Origin of the sequence: Amycolatopsis sp. NPDC005961 (assembly GCF_040629235.1) — a bacterium.
In the GTDB taxonomy this organism is placed as follows: Bacteria; Actinomycetota; Actinomycetes; order Mycobacteriales; family Pseudonocardiaceae; genus Amycolatopsis; species Amycolatopsis camponoti.
Genome location: NZ_JBEXVF010000102.1, coordinates 13,842 through 30,164 on the forward strand (window position 1 = coordinate 13,842; position 16,323 = coordinate 30,164).

Annotated in this window: 15 protein-coding genes; 5 read left to right on the forward strand and 10 right to left on the reverse strand. The window is 72.5% G+C overall.

The genetic code is table 11. The features are described 5' to 3' along the window. Positions 1 to 6: 6 nt before the first annotated feature. Genes ABZ342_RS45410 through ABZ342_RS45430 form a run of 5 tightly spaced genes read right to left on the reverse strand, consistent with a single transcriptional unit; the run spans position 7 to position 6,906 of the window. Positions 7 to 1,230: a 2Fe-2S iron-sulfur cluster-binding protein gene (locus ABZ342_RS45410; RefSeq protein WP_360487272.1), complete on the reverse strand. Its 1,224-nt coding sequence runs from the start codon at positions 1,228 to 1,230 to the stop codon at positions 7 to 9. Continuing rightward, entirely contained in the window at positions 1,227 to 2,117 is an 891-nt protein-coding gene (locus ABZ342_RS45415) for an FAD binding domain-containing protein (protein WP_360487275.1), read from the reverse strand. The genes ABZ342_RS45410 and ABZ342_RS45415 overlap by 4 nt, the downstream gene beginning before the upstream one ends. Before the next feature lie 9 nt (positions 2,118 to 2,126). Further along, positions 2,127 to 2,906 (reverse strand): enoyl-CoA hydratase/isomerase family protein, encoded by a 780-nt coding sequence (locus ABZ342_RS45420; RefSeq protein ID WP_360487278.1) that lies wholly within the window; start codon positions 2,904 to 2,906, stop codon positions 2,127 to 2,129. A 2-nt stretch (positions 2,907 to 2,908) separates the two neighbouring features. Next, positions 2,909 to 5,347, reverse strand: coding sequence for a xanthine dehydrogenase family protein molybdopterin-binding subunit (locus ABZ342_RS45425; RefSeq protein WP_360487281.1), 2,439 nt, complete (start codon positions 5,345 to 5,347; stop codon positions 2,909 to 2,911). Between the two features lie 5 nt (positions 5,348 to 5,352). Further along, positions 5,353 to 6,906, reverse strand: a complete 1,554-nt coding sequence (locus ABZ342_RS45430; RefSeq protein ID WP_360487284.1) for an AMP-binding protein — start codon at positions 6,904 to 6,906, stop codon at positions 5,353 to 5,355. Positions 6,907 to 7,021: 115 nt separating this feature from the next. Between ABZ342_RS45430 and ABZ342_RS45435 the strand changes: the two genes are divergently transcribed. Beyond that, entirely contained in the window at positions 7,022 to 7,588 is a 567-nt protein-coding gene (locus tag ABZ342_RS45435) for a PadR family transcriptional regulator (RefSeq protein WP_360487287.1), read from the forward strand. 164 nt (positions 7,589 to 7,752) lie between these two features. Next, positions 7,753 to 8,067: a transposase gene (locus ABZ342_RS45440; protein ID WP_360487290.1), complete on the forward strand. Its 315-nt coding sequence runs from the start codon at positions 7,753 to 7,755 to the stop codon at positions 8,065 to 8,067. On the opposite strand, the gene ABZ342_RS45445 is transcribed toward ABZ342_RS45440, so the two are convergent. Then, the gene (locus ABZ342_RS45445) at positions 8,064 to 8,825 is read right to left on the reverse strand and encodes an IclR family transcriptional regulator (RefSeq protein ID WP_360487293.1); all 762 of its coding nucleotides are present in this window, start codon (positions 8,823 to 8,825) and stop codon (positions 8,064 to 8,066) included. The genes ABZ342_RS45440 and ABZ342_RS45445 overlap by 4 nt on opposite strands. A 75-nt stretch (positions 8,826 to 8,900) precedes the next feature. Here ABZ342_RS45445 and ABZ342_RS45450 point away from each other — a divergent pair, with 75 nt between their 5' ends. The 3 genes from ABZ342_RS45450 to dmpG are packed head-to-tail and all read left to right on the forward strand — an operon-like array spanning position 8,901 to position 11,622. Further along, a complete protein-coding gene (locus ABZ342_RS45450; protein WP_360487296.1) occupies positions 8,901 to 9,692 on the forward strand; it encodes a fumarylacetoacetate hydrolase family protein in 792 nt (263 codons plus the stop codon). Further along, the gene (locus ABZ342_RS45455; RefSeq protein WP_360487309.1) at positions 9,683 to 10,624 is read left to right on the forward strand and encodes an acetaldehyde dehydrogenase (acetylating); all 942 of its coding nucleotides are present in this window, start codon (positions 9,683 to 9,685) and stop codon (positions 10,622 to 10,624) included. Before ABZ342_RS45450 ends, ABZ342_RS45455 begins: the two co-directional genes overlap by 10 nt. After that, positions 10,621 to 11,622, forward strand: coding sequence for a 4-hydroxy-2-oxovalerate aldolase (gene dmpG / locus ABZ342_RS45460; protein ID WP_155546794.1), 1,002 nt, complete (start codon positions 10,621 to 10,623; stop codon positions 11,620 to 11,622). The genes ABZ342_RS45455 and dmpG overlap by 4 nt, the downstream gene beginning before the upstream one ends. 162 nt (positions 11,623 to 11,784) lie before the next feature. Here the strand turns inward: dmpG and ABZ342_RS45465 are convergent, their stop codons facing one another. From ABZ342_RS45465 to ABZ342_RS45480, 4 genes are read right to left on the reverse strand one after another with little or no spacing between them, the layout of a single operon-like run. After that, on the reverse strand, positions 11,785 to 13,089 hold the full coding sequence (locus ABZ342_RS45465; protein ID WP_360487299.1) for an MFS transporter: 1,305 nt from the start codon (positions 13,087 to 13,089) through the stop codon (positions 11,785 to 11,787). After that, entirely contained in the window at positions 13,086 to 14,000 is a 915-nt protein-coding gene (locus tag ABZ342_RS45470; RefSeq protein WP_360487302.1) for an alpha/beta hydrolase, read from the reverse strand. The genes ABZ342_RS45465 and ABZ342_RS45470 overlap by 4 nt, the downstream gene beginning before the upstream one ends. Positions 14,001 to 14,013: 13 nt before the next feature. Next, a complete protein-coding gene (locus tag ABZ342_RS45475) occupies positions 14,014 to 15,444 on the reverse strand; it encodes an amidase (RefSeq protein WP_360487305.1) in 1,431 nt (476 codons plus the stop codon). After that, a complete protein-coding gene (locus ABZ342_RS45480) occupies positions 15,441 to 16,016 on the reverse strand; it encodes a TetR/AcrR family transcriptional regulator (protein WP_155546790.1) in 576 nt (191 codons plus the stop codon). Before ABZ342_RS45480 ends, ABZ342_RS45475 begins: the two co-directional genes overlap by 4 nt. Positions 16,017 to 16,323: the final 307 nt, after the last annotated feature.

Below are 16,323 nucleotides of genomic sequence, written 5' to 3' on the forward strand. Positions count from 1 at the left end.
TAGGGATCAGCGGGACTTCCGGCGCAGGACGGCCCGGATCCGGTCGATCAGAGGGACGAACAGGAGTTTCAGCGCGCTCGGCGCCTTGACCGGGCCGCTGGGTGCCTGCCCGGACGTCGCGGCTTCGCGCAGGGCGTCCGCGAACTGCTCGAACATGCGGCGGCTCACGTCTCCGGCCAGCGCCCGGCCGAACTGGGCGATGCGGCCGGTGAGGTACACCTTCGCCTCGGCCCGCATCGCGGTGCCGGTGGCCGTGGCCTCGGTGCGCAGCACGATGTCGGCCTGGGTCTGCGCGCCACCGGTGTCCTGCCCCTGCGCGAGGACACGCAGGCGCTGACCGGCGCGGTCGTGCTCGACGACGTGCGCGACCCCCTTGAACGAGAGCTTGATCGGGCCCACCGAGACGCGCGCGCGGCCGGCGTAGTGGTCCTCGCCCAGGTCTTCGGTGAGCTCCGCGCCGGGCAGGCAGCGGGCGAGCAGCGAGATGTCGTCGACCACGCGCCACACCGCGTCCACCGGCACGCCGATCTCGGTCCTGATGTCGACGGCGATCGTCGGGTCCCCGTCCGGCAGCACGATGTCGATCCGGCGGGTGTCTTCGGTGACCTCGGCGGCCTCGCGGCCGTCGGTGCTGCCGCCCGCCTGCCCGGTGGCCCGGCCGACGAGCGCGCGGTGCGCGCAGTTGCCCGGGGCGGGGATGCCGTCGGGGTGCGCCTCCTGGGTTTCCTTGACCGCGGTGAGGATGTTGCGGTAGCCCGTGCAGCGGCAGATGACCCCGGACAGCTGCTCGGGCAGTTCCTCCTCGGTCACCTCGGGCTGGTTGCTGAGCAGGTCGTAGGAGCTCATCAGGAAGCCCGGCGTGCAGAAACCGCACTGCAGCGCGTGGTTGCGGCCGAAGGCCTCCTGCAGCGGGTGCAGGTCGTCCGGCCGGCCGAGGCCCTCCACGGTGACGATCTCCGCCCCGTCGAGCTGGACCGCGAACAGCAGGCAGGCCCGGGCCGCCTCGCCGTCCACGAGCACCGTGCACATCCCGCACACGCCGTGCTCGCAGCCCACGTGCGTGCCGGTGAGCCCGAGGTGGTCGCGCAGCGCGTCGGCGAGCGTCACCCGCGCGGGCAGGCTGAGCACGGCGGGGGTGCCGTTCACCGTCATCCTGACCTCGACGAGATCGTCCGCCGCGGCCTTGACGGCCCGGGGTTTTCCGTTCTGCGCCACCACTTCGGTCGTCATGAGTCCACCTCACCGGCGCTCCGGCGAGCGCGCTCGTATGCCTTGGTCAGTTCCCGGACCGCCAGCGTGCGGAACAGCCGGCGGCGGTAGTCGCGGGACGCGTGGGCGTCGCCGTCGGTGTCGACCAGCTCCTCCGCCACCGCGGTGAGCGGGCCGGCCAGGGCCCGGCTCACGTCGCCGCCGCGCAGCGCGGCGCCCAGCTCACCGCTGACCGAGCGGGTGACCGGCCGGTCGGACACGCCGAACCCGGTCAGCTCCGCGTCGGTTTCCGCACCGCGCACCCGGACCCGGGCGACAACCCCGGCGAGCGCGAAGTCGCCGTGCCGGCGCGCGATCTCGGCGAACCCGAAACCCTCGCCCGTCCCGGCGACCGGGAACCGCACCGCGGTCAGGATGTCGTCGGCCCCGAGCGCGGTGGTCATCGCGCCGGAGAAGAACTCCCGCGCCGGCACCCGGCGGGCGCCGCCGGGTCCGGTCACGGTCAGCTCGGCGTTCAGGCAGCACGCCACGGCCGGCAGCTCGGCGGCCGGGTCGGCGTGCGCGAGGCTCCCGCACACGGTGCCCCGGCTGCGCAGCTCCCGGTGCCCGACCCACGGCAGGGCCATGCCCAGCAGGGGAACCGCGGCACTGACCGGGTCCCGCTCGACCCGGCGCTGGCGCACCGTGGCGCCGATCTCCAGGTACCCGCCCGCGGTGCCGATCCGGTCGAGCTCCGGCACGGAAGTGATGTCCACCAAGGTTTCCGGGCGGGCGAGCCGCATGGCCAAGACCGGGACCAGTGACTGCCCACCCGCGATGACCTTGCCGCCGCCGCCCGTGCTCGCGAGTTCGGCGATCGCGTCGGGCAGACTCGACGGCCGGACGTAGGCGAAGGGTGCGGCCTTCATGGTTTCAGCTCACCGCCCCTGGAACTTCGGCGCGCGCTTCTCGTGGAACGCGGCGACGCCCTCGGCGAAGTCGTTGCTGGAGCGCAGCATCGAGTACGCCTTGCGCTCCAGCTCGATGCCGGAGTACAGCGGCGCGTCGATGCCCTTGTCGAGCACCTCCTTGGCGGTGCGGGCGGCCAGCGGGGAGAACCCGAGCAGCACGCCCACGATCCGCTCCACCTCGGCGTCCAGGGCGGCGCGGTCCTCGACCACGTTCGCCACCAGGCCCCAGTCGCCCGCCTGCTGTGCGTTGATCCGCGACGCGGTCATCACGTGGTACTTCGCCCGGGAAAGACCGATCAGCCGGGCGAGGCGCTGCGTGCCACCGGAGCCGGGGATCATGCCCAGCCGCATCTCCGGCAGCGCGAACTCGGCGCGCTTCGTCGCCACCCGGATGTCGGTGGACAGCGCGAGTTCGAGCCCGACGCCGAAGCAGTAGCCGTCGACGGCGGTGATCACCGGCTTGGGGCTGCGCGCCGGGGCGGTGACGTTCTGGCCCAGGTCGGTGAAGTCGATCGGGTCGACCTCCATGAACCCGGCGATGTCGCCGCCGGAGGAGAAGTGCTCCCCCTCGGCCTGGATGACGACGACCTTGATCTCGTTGTCGGCGTCGATCTCGGCGAACCGGTCGGCCATCACCTGACGGGTCTCCCAGGTGATGATGTTGTACTTGCCGTGATCGAGGGTCAGGTAGGCGACCCGGCCGTCGTGGCCGCGGTCGAGCCTGATCTCGCCTCCGGTGAGTGCCATCGTCAGTGGTTCCTTTCGGTTTCCGAAGCGCTGCCGGTCAGCAGCTCGTGGAGCACGTTTCCGTGCAGGGGCAGGCTGGTGATGTCGACACCGGCCGGGGCGAGCGCGTCCGCGACCGCGTTGGCGATCGCGACCGGCAGGCTCATGCAGCTGCCTTCGCCGCAGCCCTTCGCGCCGAGCCTGGTCAGCGGCGACGGCGTTTCCAGGTGGTCGCTGTTCAGCTCGAAAGTGGTTTCGGCGGAGGTCGGGCACAGGTAGTCCATGAAGGTGGCGGTGGGCTGCCCGGCGTCCGTGTAGCGCATCTCCTCGAAGAGCGCGCCGCCCAGTGCGTGCGCGAGCGCGCCGTGCACCTGGCCTTCGAGCAGGGTCGGGTTGAGGATCGTGCCGGCGTCGTGCACGGTGACCACCCGCTCGAGCTTGAGCTCCCGGGTCTCCGCGTCGATCCGGACGACGGCCAGTTCGGCGACGAAGCCGTAGCACAGGCTCGAGTTGATCTGGTCCGAGCGGCTCGCCGCCTTCGACTGCGGCGGGGTGAACGCGGCCTCCTCGTACAGCCGCGCGGAGGTCCCTTCCGGCAGCGAGCCGGGGTCCCAGTGCACCAGCCCGGCGGCGTGCTTGAACGAGACCGCCCGGCCCGGCTCGGCGCGCAGCCGGATCCGGCCCTCGTGGAGTTCCACGTCCTCGGCCGCGACGCCGAGCAAGGTGGCGCCGGCGATCTTGATGGTCTCCGCGAGCTTTTCCGCGGCCTCGACCAGCGCGCTGGTCAGCAGCGGCGCGAAGCGCGAGGAGTAGCTGCCCGAGCTGATCGTCCACGGCGTGGTGGCGGTGTCCATCTCGACGATGGGGCGCACCTGGTCGAGCGGAAGCCCGAGCTGGCCGGCGACCACCTGCTGCGCGACGGTGGCGTGGCCCTGGCCCTGCGGCACGGTGCCCAGCAGCACCGAGACCAGCCCGCTGGGGTCCACGCTGATCCGGACGTGCTCGGTGGACCCGGACTTGCCGCGCCCGGACGCCCGCTGCTCGGCCGGGGTGGCCAGGCCGACGTAGCCGATGTTGGTCGCGGACGGGTCGACGATGGTGGCCACGCCGAGGCCGAAGTACTCGCCCCGCGCCCGCGCTTCCCGCTGCTCTTCCCGCAGGGCCTGGTAGTCCGCGTTCTTCACGACCATGTCCAGCGCGCGGTGGTAGTCGCCGGAGTCGTAGATGCCGCCGCTCGGGGTGGCGTACGGGAAGTCCTCGTGCCGCACGAAGTTCCGCCGGCGCAGCTCGACCGGGTCCAGGCCGCAGGTCTCGGCGACCTTGTCCATCAGCCGTTCCAGGCCGAAGTACAGCTGCTGGCCGCCGAAGCCGCGGTTGAGCCCGGTGGGTGTCTTGTTCGTGACCACGGCTCGCGAGCGGATCTGGACGGCGTCGATCTTGTACGCGCCGGTGATGTTGCCGAAGCAGCGGTACAGCGTGCTGGGTTCCGGCGGCCGCAGGTAGGCACCCACGTTGTCCACCAGGTCGGTCCGCAGCCCCTGCACCGTGCCGTCGGCCGAGACGGCGGCCTCGAACCACATGGCCCGGTCGGATCCGGCGGAGCTGGCCAGCAGGTGCTCGATGCGGTCTTCGGTCCAGCGCACCGGCCGGCCCGCGTGCTTGCTGGCCAGCGCCATCAGCGCGACGTAGGGGTAGATGCCCGCCTTGATGCCGAAGCTGCCGCCGTTGTCGGCCGGGATCATCAGCCGGATCCGCGACGTGGGCAGGCCGAAGGCCCCGGCCAGCACCGCCACCATCGAGAACGGGCCGTGGAAGTTCGCCCAGGCCTGGATGGCCGGGCCGTCCCCTTCGTCCTGCCACTCGGCGACGACCGAGTAGCACTCCATCGGGGTCGAGGAGTAGCGCGGGAAGTGGTACTTGCCCTTCACGACGTGATCCGCCTTGGCGAACACCTCGTCCACGTCGCCGAAGGTGAAGGTCCGGTCGGTCGCGACGTTGCCGTCCGCGTCCTCGTGCAGCCGCGGCGCCTCCGGCAGGAGCGCCTTCTCGACGTCGACCACCGGCGGCAGCGGCTCGTAGTCGATCTCGACGAGTTCCGCGGCGTCCTCGGCCAGGTACCGGTCGTTCGCGACCACGACCGCGACCGGTTCGCCGACGAAGCGCACCTTGTCCGTCGCCGTCGGGTAGTACGGCATGGGGACCTTGAGCGCCAGCGGGAACGGGCGCAGGGCCGCCTTGACCTCGTCAGGTCCGATCACCGCGGCGACCCCGGGGTGCCGGCGGGCGCGTTCGAGGTCGACACCGCGGATCCGGGCGTGCGGGTGCGGGCTGCGCACCACGGCCGCGGTCAGCGTGCCCGGCAGCGGGTCCAGGTCGTCGAGGAACCGGCCGCGGCCGGTGAGCAGCGCGGGGTCCTCGATCCGCGCTGTCCTCCTGGCCGGCTTGTCGGAGACTGCGGTCATGCGGCTCACCTGCCTGCTTCTGCGGCGCTGTCGGACAGCGCGCGGTAGTTACCGGAGCTCAGTTCGCGGCGGAGGATCTTGCCCACCCCGGACTTGGGGATGGCCTCGACGGCGACGAACCGCTTGGGGCGCTTCAAGGACGGCAGCCCGGACTGCTCGCGGACGAAGGCCTCCAGCACCTCCGTCGCGTGCTCCGGGGTCATGCCTTCACCCGGGACGAAGAACGCGGTGGCGGCCTGGCCCCACCGGTCGTCGGCCATGCCGACGACGACCAGCTCGCGCACCGCCGCGCAGCGGATCAGCGCGTCTTCGATCTCTTCCGGGTAGATGTTCTCGCCGCCGGAGTTGATCATGTCGTCGACCCGGCCGGCGACCCAGAGGTCCCCGTCCTCGTCGGCGATCGCCAGGTCGCCGGGGAAGTACCAGCCGTCGCGAATGGACTTGGCGTCGGCGTCGGGCCGGTGCCAGTACCCGGCGAACGCCTCGGGGCCCGCCATCGAAACGGCGATCTGCCCCTGCTCCCCCGGCCCCACCTCGGCGTCCGGCGGGGCGGCGGGATCCGGGTCCACCAGCCGGACCCGGGAGAAGATGCCGGCGCGGCCCGCCGACCCCGGCTTCGCGACCACGTCCGGGCCGATGGTGAAGGTGTAGATCTCGGTGCTGCCGAAGTGGTTGACGAAGGACTCCGGTGCCAGCGCGCCGGCGAGCTGCTCGGCCAGTGCCGGGGTCATCGACGAGCCCGCGTAGGCCAGCTTGCGCACGGTCCGCGCCTCGGCGAGCCGGCCGGTGCGCACCAGCGACCAGTAGATCGTCGGCACCAGGTACAGCGAACCGATCCCCTCCGCGGTGATCAGGTCCAGGGCCTCGTCCGCGTCGAACTTCACCTGCGGCACCCAGGTTCCCGCGCCGACCAGGGTGGCCAGCAGGGTGCGCAGCCCCATGGTGTGGAACAGCGGCATCACGCCGAGGGTGGCGTCGAAGCGGGACTGTCCACTTTGGATCAGGTGCGCGATCGCCGCGTGGTGCTCGGCGGAGTGCGTGCGCGGCACGCCCTTCGGCTTCCCGGTGGTGCCCGAGGTGTAGAGCATCACGCTGATGTCCTGATCGGACACCCGGACGTCCGGGGAGCCGCTCGGCTGCCGCAGCGCCAGGCGTTCGATGGTGTCCTCGTGCGGGGTGCCGGAGGCGATCCGGGGCACCGGGGGCAGCTCGGCCAGCGCCTCGTCCGCGAGGGCCGCGGTCGAGGCGTCGGTGATCACCAGGGCGGGCTCGGCGTCGGCGACGCAGTAGGCGAGCTCGGGCGGCGCGAACCGGAAGGACAGCGGCACCGAGACGGCGCCGAGCTTCTGCGCGGCCAGGTGCAGGCTGGCCAGCGGTTCGCCACCGGCCAGCGAGAGCACCACGCGCTCGCCGGGCCGGACGCCGAGGGCGGCCAGCGCCCGGGCCAGGCGGTCGGTGTGGGCGTCCCATTCGGCGTAGGTCATGGGGCTTTTGCCGCCCACCGCGCGGCGCCGGGGATGACGCTCCGCCGTCCAGCGCAGAACCGTACCCAGATCCATGACCGTCCCTCCATCGCGACAGCGATCGTGCCGAGCGGAACTACCGTCCGTAACCGACGGTCTGATACCGACCATCTGTTTCGGATGGTTGCGAACCTACGATATGGTTCGGAGCATGTCAACGGTTCGGTTGTCGACGACGTCGTACGTGGTGCTCGGCATGATCGCGCTGCGCGGTCCGTCCACGTCCTACGACCTGAAGCGCGCGATCGGCCGGTCAGTGGGGTACTTCTGGAACTTCCCGCACGCGCAGCTGTACTCGGAGCCCAAGCGGCTCGAGGAGGCCGGCCTGCTGGAGCTCGACGAGGAGGACTCGGGGCGCCGGCGCAAGACGTTCTCGATCACCGAAGCCGGCCGGAAGGCACTGCGCGGCTGGATGGCCGAGCCGGTCAACGAGCACTTCGAGCTGCGCGACGTGGCGGAGATCAAGCTCTTCTTCAGCGAGCTGGCCGGCCCGGAGGACGTGGCGCAGCTCGCGAAGGGGCAGGTCGAGCAGCACGAACGCCGGATCGCCGAGTACGAGGAGATGCAGCGCCGCTTCGGTCACATCGAAGACGTGGCCGGCCGGATGATCACCCTGGAACTCGGGCTGGGCATGGAGTACGCCGCCCTCGAGTTCTGGCGCGGCGTGGTCCAGCGCGCCGACCGCGGCGAGTTCGAGGCCGGCTGGCACCAGCCCTGACCGTGCGGGCCGCGCCTCGCCTAGGGCCTGCCTGACAAAAGGTCTCGCTGGTTGCTGCCGAACTACACGGATCTTCTCGGCGAGCCGCCTGACCATGCGATCGGCCGTTCCCGCGGGCGGAGCACCAAGGTGCACCACCTCGTCGACGGCAACGGCCGCCCACGGTGACGCTGGTCGGACCCGGCCAGACCGGCGACGCACCGATGTTCCCGCACCTGATGCGCCACCTGCGCGTCCGCCGGGACTGGACGCGGTCGCGACCTGACCGGCTCCGTGGCGACAAGGCCTACTCCTCGCGGGCGATCCGCGCGCATCCGCGCGACCGCGGCATCACCGCCGTGATCCCTGAACCCGCCGATCAGGCCGGGCATCGCAAACGCCGCGGTTCCCGCGACGGGCGTCCAGCCATCGTCTACCGATCAGCGGTCCTTCTCCGCGCAGTGATCACCTGGACCAAGGCATCATCAGACAGGCCCTAGCGGTTCGGCTCACCGGCCCGGCGCAGGGTCCGTGACAACCCCAGCGCGGCCGTCCGGACCGCCGGGGCCAGGTGGGCGGGCCGGAACTGTTCGCGCGGGACCGCCACCGACAGCGCCGCGACCGCGACGGCTCCGCTGAACACCGGCGCCGCGATGCAGCTCACGCCGGTCGCGGCTTCCTGCTCCTCGTAGGCCAGGCCGGACACCTGGGTTTGCTCCAGTGCCGTGCGCAGCCGGACCGGGTCGGTGATCGAGAACGACGTCAGCTGCGGCAGCGGATCCGCGAGGATGACGTCCGCCAGCTCGGGCTCGGAGAACGCGAGCAGCGCCTTGCCGATCGCCGTGCAGGTGAGCGGGAGCCTGCCGCCGATCCGGGACGGCAGCGGGACCGCGTCGTGGCCGTGGATGCGTTCGAGGTACACCACTTCGCGATCGTCACGGATTCCGAAGTGGACGGTCTGGCGGGTGCTCTCGAAGAGGTCCTGCAGGAACGGCAGGGCCGCCTCGCGGAGGTCCTGACGGCGGGGCACGAGCGAACCCAGCTCGAACAGCGTGCCGCCCAGCCGGTACCGCTCCCCCGCGCGCTCCAGGAAGCCGAGGCGGACGAGGTCGCCGACCAGGCGGAACGCCGTGGTCTTGGTCAGCCCTGCCCGGGCGGCGAGTTCCGTCAGGCGGAACGAGCCGCCGTTCGGACGGTAGACGGCCAGGACAGCAGCCGCCTTGTCGAGCATGTTGCCGGTCTCGCTGTTCCGCGTCACGGAACGAACTTTGGCACATCGCCGAGCCGGGGCCTATACCTGGCGGGTCACAATCGCCTGCTCCGGAGGTCCCTGATGAACGAGGCCGTCCCCAAGGCCGCGGAGGTGCTGGCGGTCGCGGCCGCCACGGCCACACCGTGTCCGCCGATCCGCGATCTCTTCGCCGACGGCGACCTCGACGCCGCCTACGAAGTCCAGCGGCTGCACACCGAGCGCCGGCTCGCGGCCGGGCACCGCCTGGTCGGCCGCAAGATCGGCTTGACCTCCCCGGCCGTCCAGCGCCAGCTGGGCGTCGACCAACCCGACTTCGGCGCGCTGTTCTCCGACATGGCCCTCGACCACGACGGCACCGTCCCCGCCGGCCGGCTGCTCCAGCCCAAGGTGGAAGCGGAGCTCGCCCTGATCCTCGGCGCCGACCTGCCCGGCCCGGACTGCTCGGTCGCCGACGTCCGCGCGGCGACGGCGTTCCTCGCCCCCGCGCTGGAGATCGTGGACAGCCGGATCGCCGGCTGGGACATCACCATCGTCGACACGGTCGCCGACAACGCTTCCTCGGGCATGTTCGTCCTCGGCGACATCCGCGAGACCCTCGACGACGTCGAACCCGTCGACGTCGAAATGCGGCTGCACCGCGGCACCGAGCTCGTGTCGGAGGGCACCGGCCGCGACTGCCTGGGCGACCCGCTCACCGCCGCCGCCTGGCTCGCCACGACACTCGCCCACCGCGGCGAACCCCTGCGCGCCGGCGACGTCGTCCTCACCGGCGCACTCGGGCCGATGGTGCCCGCCTCCCCCGGCGACGTCTTCACCGCCCGGATCTCCGGGCTCGGCGACGTCACGATCAGCTTCGAAGGGGAATCCGCATGAGCGTGAAGGTCGCCATCATCGGCTCGGGCAACATCGGCACCGACCTGATGATCAAGGTGCTGCGCCTGTCCGAGCGGCTCGACATCGCGGCCGTGGCCGGGATCGACCCGGACTCCGACGGCCTCGCCCGGGCCCGCCGCCTCAAGGTCGCCACCACGCACGAAGGCGTCGAAGGCCTCGTCCGGCTCGACGAGTTCGCCGACGTCCGGTACGTCTTCGACGCCACTTCCGCCGGCGCGCACCGCCACCACGACGAGGTGCTGCGCGGCCTCGGCCGCACCGTCATCGACCTCACCCCGGCCGCGATCGGGCCCTACGTCGTCCCGCCGGTCAACCTCGGCGAGCACCTCGACGCCCCCAACGTCAACATGGTCACCTGCGGCGGCCAGGCCACCATCCCCATCGTGGCCGCGGTCCGCGCGGTGACGCCGGTGCACTACGGCGAAATCATCGCGTCCATCTCCTCACGCTCGGCGGGGCCGGGGACCCGGGCCAACATCGACGAGTTCACCGAAACCACCGCGTCCGCGATCGAAAAGGTCGGCGGCGCCACGCGCGGCAAGGCGATCATCGTCCTCAACCCGGCCGAACCGCCGCTGATCATGCGCGACACCGTGCACTGCCTGGTGTCCGATGTGGACGCTGTAGGCACCGAGGCCGTCACTGCCTCGATCGAAGAGATGGTCGGGCGGGTGCAGGCCTACGTTCCGGGCTACCGGCTCAAGCAGAAGGTCCAGTTCGAGACCGTCACGGCCGACGACCCCCTGCACCGGCTGGTCCCGGCCGGCGACGCGGTCAAGGTCTCGGTGTTCCTCGAAGTCGAGGGCGCCGCGCACTACCTGCCCGCCTACGCGGGGAACCTCGACATCATGACCTCGGCCGCGCTGCGGACCGCCGAACGCATGGCCACGCACCAGGAGGCCCTCCGATGACCGACCTGTACATCCAGGACGTCACCCTGCGGGACGGCATGCACGCCATCCGGCACCGCTACACCGTCGAGCAGGCCCGCACGATCGCCGGCGCCCTCGACGCCGCGGGCGTGGCCGCGATCGAGATCGCCCACGGCGACGGGCTTTCCGGCTCCAGCATCAACTACGGCGTCGGCGCGCACACCGACTGGGAATGGATCGAAGCGGTCTGCGACGTCACCCGCCGCGCCATCCCCACCACGTTGCTGCTGCCCGGCATCGGCACCCTGCACGACCTTCGGGAAGCTCACCGTCTCGGCGTCCGCTCGGTCCGGGTCGCCACCCACTGCACCGAGGCCGACATCTCCGCCCAGCACATCGGGGCGGCCCGCGATCTGGGCATGGACGTGGCGGGGTTCCTGATGATGTCGCACATGGCCGGACCGGAGGAGCTGGCGAAGCAGGCCAAGCTGATGGAGTCCTACGGCGCGGCCTGCGTCTACGTCACCGACTCCGGCGGCCGCCTCACCATGGACGGCGTCCGGGACCGGGTCCGCGCCTACCGGGACGTCCTGGAACCGGAGACGCAGATCGGTATCCACGCCCACCACAACCTCGCCCTGGGCGTCGCCAACAGCGTCGTCGCGGTCGAGAACGGCGTGGTCCGGGTCGACGCCTCCCTGGCCGGGCAGGGCGCCGGAGCGGGCAACTGCCCCCTCGAAGCGTTCATCGCGGTGGCCGACCTGATGGGCTGGGACCACGGCTGCGAACTGTTCCCCCTGATGGACGCCGCCGACGACCTGGTGCGCCCGTTGCAGGACCGCGAAGTCCGGGTCGACCGCGAGACGCTGAGCCTGGGCTACGCGGGCGTCTACTCGAGCTTCCTGCGCCACGCCGAGGCGGCCGCGGTGCGGTACGGCCTGGACACCCGCGCGATCCTCGTCGAGGTCGGCCGGCGCGGCATGGTCGGCGGCCAGGAGGACATGATCACCGACATCGCCCTCGACCTCGCGGGTTAGCCCGCAGGACGCCCGCGGCCGCCGAGGCAAGTCGTCCGAACCGACGTGCTGCTCGGCCGCGTCACCGTCCACAAGAGACTCGCGGGACGCGGCAGATCCGGACGGAGGTCCGGATCTGCCGCCCGGCCGGTCATCCCGCTCCGGCGGGACGACCGGCCGCCGTCAGCCGCGCTTCGCCGTGATCGCCGCGAACCGCGGCTGCCCCTCCTGACCGATATCCGGCACGCGGAGCACGCACACCGCCCCGGCCGCGCCGAGCACGGCCAGGCAGGCGAACATGGCGAAGAACCCACCCGCCGCGAGGAGGGCCGGCGCCACGAACGGCACGACCGCGACCGGCAGCGTGCTCGCGATGTTGAGCACCGCGAAGTCCTTGCCCGCCGATTCGGGGTCGGGCAGCATGCGCAGGCAGAGCGCGAAGTCGGTGGCCAGGAAGGTGCCGTAGCCCAGCGACATGACCGCGGTGCCCAGGTACACCACCGGGATGCTCGGCGCGAGCGCCACCAGGACCAGCCCGGCGGCGAGCACCAGGCCGCCGGCGAGCACGAACGGCTTCTGCCGCCGGATCCGGTCGGAGAGCCAGCCGGTCAGCCAGGCCGTGACCGCGACGCAGGCGATCCCGATCAAGGTCAGCAGGAAGATCATCCCCGGTACCGCCCCGGCCGGGACGGCGAACCGCTGCGTGAACACGAAGGCCAGATAGCTGTTGGCGGCCCACGCCGCGGTGATGAGGAAGCGCACCGCCCACGCCCAGCCGAACGCGGGGTGCTCGCGCGGGCTGACCCAGTAGGAACGCAGGATGACCGCCACGCTCAGCCGCGGTTCGCCCGCCGGTGCCCGGTGCCGGGGATCACGCACGAGCAGGACGGCCAGCAGCACGCCCGCCGCGCTCAGCCCGCCGACCACACCCCACTGCAGCCGGGGGACGGCGGGCAGCGCGCTCACCACGGCGAAACCCACGGCCGGGCCGGCCAGGGCCACGAACGCCACCACTCCCGACACCGCCCCTCGCCGCTCCGGGGCCACCTGGTCGGCGGCCAGCGCGGCACTCGCGGCGAGCTGGAACATGACCAGCGTCGTGATGAGCGCCCAGCCCACCGCGACCTGCCAGACCTCGGTCGTCCAGCCCATGGTCGTCAGCAGGACCGCCGCGCCGAGGCCGCCGGTGAGGATCCACGTGCGGCGCCGGCCGAACCGGGCGGCCGTGCGGTCGCTGATGCGTCCGCCGAGCGGGTTCGCCAGCAGGCCCACGAGGCCGCCGATCCCCGTCACCAGGCTGAACGCGGACGTCGCCCCGGCGCCGGCGATCGCGGTGAGGTGGGTGACCAGCAACAGGTTCATCGGCACCGCGATGCTGATGTACCCGGCGGCGTTCGTGCCGACCAAGGCCCCGATGAGACGTCCCGGCCCGGTGGGCGTCCGGCCGGCCGCCGCCTCGGTCCGCGGCACCACCGCTTCGGGGATCACCGCCGGCCTGCCACGGCGTCGACGATCTCCAGGATCGCCTCGCGCACGACCGCGGGGTTCTCCTGCGGGATGAGGTGCCCGGTGTCTTCGACGACGACCACGCGACCGTCCGGCACGGCGGCCATCAGCTCGGCCGCGACCCGGTTGAATCGGGGGCGGGTCCGGGACATCCCGCGGTCGACCCGCCCGGCCTGCAGGCAGATCGTGGGCACAGCCGGGGTTCCGGCGGCCTGGAGACGGCGCATCGTCGCCAGCGCCGGGACCACCTGGGCCGCCTCGCGGCGTCCGGCGCGCATCGCCCGGGCACATGCGTAGTCGCGGAGGATGACGTCCACATCGGACTCGGCGATGGCGCCGGAGAAGCGCGGCTGGGTCAGCTTCGCGACCAGGTTCCGTCCACCGAAGCGCGCGAGCACCGTCAGCGCGCCGAACGACCAGGACAGGATCCGGGCGCCGCGGCCGCTCACGAGCTCGGCGACGGTCGCGTCGACGAAGACGAGGCCGGCGACCCGGTGCGGACGGCGTTCGGCGAGCAGCCGGATGACGGGTCCGCCCCAGCTGTGCCCGACGAGGACCACCGGCCGGGTCTCCCCGAGGCCGTCGAGGAGGCCGGCGAGGTCGTCGGCGAGCCGTTCGATCGTCCGGTCCCGCGGGTCCGGATCGCTTCCGCCGTACCCGGCCCGGTCGTAGGCCACCGTGCGGGTGCGGGCGCCGATCTCGCGCTGGGTGTGCACCCACGACGCGGCCGGTGCGCTCATGCCGGCTTCGAACACGACCAGCGGTCCGTCGCCCTCGCCGGCGGTGACGGACCGCAGCCGTCGCCCGTCGGGCAGCGCGACGAACGCCTCGGTCAGCCCCGCGCCGGGATCGAGGTGGCCCGGGCTCCCTGGACGGTGCGTGTGCGTTTTCATCAGGCGTGGCCTCTCAATCATCCCAGCAGGACGGATGGACGTCGTTCCACGGAGCCGAGCGTTCGAGCTGGGCGGCGAGGGCGAGCAGCGAAGCGTCGTCACGCCGGCGTCCGACGAGCTGCGCGCCGTACGGCAGGCCGTTGCCGTCGAGGTGCGACGGCAGGGACACCGCGGGCCGGCCGGTCCAGTTGGCCCACGGCGTCGGGGCCGACCAGGCCAGCATCGTGTCGGCGATCCCCGTCACCCCGCCGGCCTCGAAGTACCCGAGGGGAGCCGGCGGCCCGTTCGTCACCGGCGTCAGTGCGACGTCGAAGCTCGCCAGCGCCGTCTCGAAAGCGCTTGCGTACTGCGCCAGCACCCGGTGCGCCGCGAAGAGAGCAGCGCCGGAAAGCGCTTCCCCTTCGGCCCACAAGTACCGGGTGTACGGCCGGAGGAGGCCCCGGCGGCCGGGCGGAACCAGCGACCGCACGGCCGCGTGCACGGAAGCGGCGAAGTGCGTGCGCAGCGCCAGGCGTACCGGATCGTCGCAGGCGGCCGGGATCTTCACCTCCCGCACCTCGTGCCCCAGCTCCTGAAGCAGGACAGCCGTGCGCTCCACGGCACGGACCACCTCCGGATGCCGGCGGACGTCAGCGAAGCCCGGGTCCGTCCACACGGCGATGCGCCGGCGTCCCGGTGGCCGCCCGACGGCGTCGGCGAAGCTGCCGTCGGCCCGCCAGCCGTCCGGGTCTCCGCTCCAAGGGTGCGCCAGCACGTCCAGCAGCAGCGCGGCGTCCTCGACCGTCCGGGCGATCGGGCCTTCGATCGTCGTGCTGGTCGGCGAAGTCGGCGGCACCGACGAGCTGACCAGCCCGCGGCTGGGCTTGACGCCGACGAGGTGGCAGGTCGCCGCGGGCGTGCGGGTCGACCCGGCCCCGTCGCCCGCGTGGGCCAGCGGCAGCAGCCCGGCGGCGACCGCGGCGGCCGCGCCTCCGCTGGAACCGCTCGCGTACCGCGTCAGGTCGTACGGGGTGACGGCCGGCCGCCCGGTCACGTCGTTGTCGGTGTAGCAGGTGGCGCCGAACTCCGCGGTGGTGGTCTTCCCGACGAGCACGGCACCGGCTTGCCGCAGCAACCCGGCCGTCCAGCTGTCGGCGGGCGGGGTGAAGTCCGCCAGCGCGGCCGACCCGAAGGTCGTCCGCACGCCCGCCGCCGGGTACAGGTCCTTGATGCCCGACGGAAGTCCCAGCAGGGGCGACCACTCCCCCCGGGCGATGCGCCGATCCGCGCCGGCGGCCTCTTCGAGGGCGAGGTCCGGCGTGACGGTGGCGAAGGCGCCGAGTTCGCCGTCGAGCTTCTCGATGCGTCCCAGGTAGTGTTCCGTCAGCTCGCGCGAGCTGACGTCGCCCGTGCGCAGGGCGGCCAGTTGCGCCACGGCGGAAAGCTCGTGGAGTCGGCCGCTCACCGAGCCACCGCGGGCCCGGTCAGCACTCCGTGGGCCAAGGCGGCGACGGCGTCGAGGTAGTCCGGCGTCAGCGGTTGCCGGCCCAGCATCCGGCGGTGCATCAGCGGGCCCTCGATCAGATCTCCGGCGAGGGACAGGTCGGGAAGATCGCCGAGCTCACCTCGCCCCACCGCCCGGGTGAGGGCGGTGCGCAGCGGCTCGCCTCGGCCCTCGGCCATCTTCCGGAAGGCGAGTTCGGCGTCGGGCTCGCGGTGCAGGTCGGCGACGAGCCCCATGAGCCCGTCGATCCAGGACGAGGACCAGGAAGCCGCGAAGTCCTCGACGATGGCCCGCAGGTCGGAGCGAAGCGATCCGGTGTCGTGACCGGATACCGGCGGCAGGTGCTCGGCCAGCACGTCGACGACGAGCTGCGCCTTGCTCGACCACCGCCGGTAGACGTCGGTGCGGTGGGCCTGGGCCTGCGCGGCGACCTCGGTCAGCTTCAGCGCGTCGTAACCCCGGCTCTGCAGCAGGGCCCACGCCGCGGCCGTGAGCCGCTTCTCCAGCTCGGGGTCTCGGTGACGACCGGGCATCCCGCCTCCATTGCGCTACAAGTTGTAGTTTAATGAGGCTAAGTCTCCGCAGTCGTCCACGCAAGGGACAGATCGCTACCGCTGGCCCGCACTCACCCCGCGCCGCCCTCGGCCGAGGCCGATCGGGGTCACCGGGCGCGCAGGCTCCGGTAGAAGTCCCGGTGGGCATCGGCGGCCGCGGCCCACCGGTAGCCCCGGGCCAGTGCCCGCCCGGGCGCCGGGTCGGCACCCTCGAGCGCGGCCCGCAGTTCCCGGGCGAAGCCGGGTGGGTCGGTGGCGAACCGCGCGGCGCCGCCGAAGACCTCCC

Excerpts from the sequence above, each read along its gene's own strand:
- ABZ342_RS45410 (WP_360487272.1), bottom strand. The coding sequence starts at position 1,230 with ATGACGACCGAAGTGGTGGCGCAGAACGGAAAACCCCGGGCCGTCAAG.
- ABZ342_RS45415 (WP_360487275.1), bottom strand. The coding sequence starts at position 2,117 with ATGAAGGCCGCACCCTTCGCCTACGTCCGGCCGTCGAGTCTGCCCGAC.
- ABZ342_RS45420 (WP_360487278.1), bottom strand. The coding sequence starts at position 2,906 with ATGGCACTCACCGGAGGCGAGATCAGGCTCGACCGCGGCCACGACGGC.
- ABZ342_RS45425 (WP_360487281.1), bottom strand. The coding sequence starts at position 5,347 with ATGACCGCAGTCTCCGACAAGCCGGCCAGGAGGACAGCGCGGATCGAG.
- ABZ342_RS45430 (WP_360487284.1), bottom strand. The coding sequence starts at position 6,906 with ATGGATCTGGGTACGGTTCTGCGCTGGACGGCGGAGCGTCATCCCCGG.
- ABZ342_RS45435 (WP_360487287.1), top strand. The coding sequence starts at position 7,022 with ATGTCAACGGTTCGGTTGTCGACGACGTCGTACGTGGTGCTCGGCATG.
- ABZ342_RS45450 (WP_360487296.1), top strand. The coding sequence starts at position 8,901 with ATGAACGAGGCCGTCCCCAAGGCCGCGGAGGTGCTGGCGGTCGCGGCC.
- dmpG (WP_155546794.1), top strand. The coding sequence starts at position 10,621 with ATGACCGACCTGTACATCCAGGACGTCACCCTGCGGGACGGCATGCAC.
- ABZ342_RS45470 (WP_360487302.1), bottom strand. The coding sequence starts at position 14,000 with ATGAAAACGCACACGCACCGTCCAGGGAGCCCGGGCCACCTCGATCCC.
- ABZ342_RS45480 (WP_155546790.1), bottom strand. The coding sequence starts at position 16,016 with ATGCCCGGTCGTCACCGAGACCCCGAGCTGGAGAAGCGGCTCACGGCC.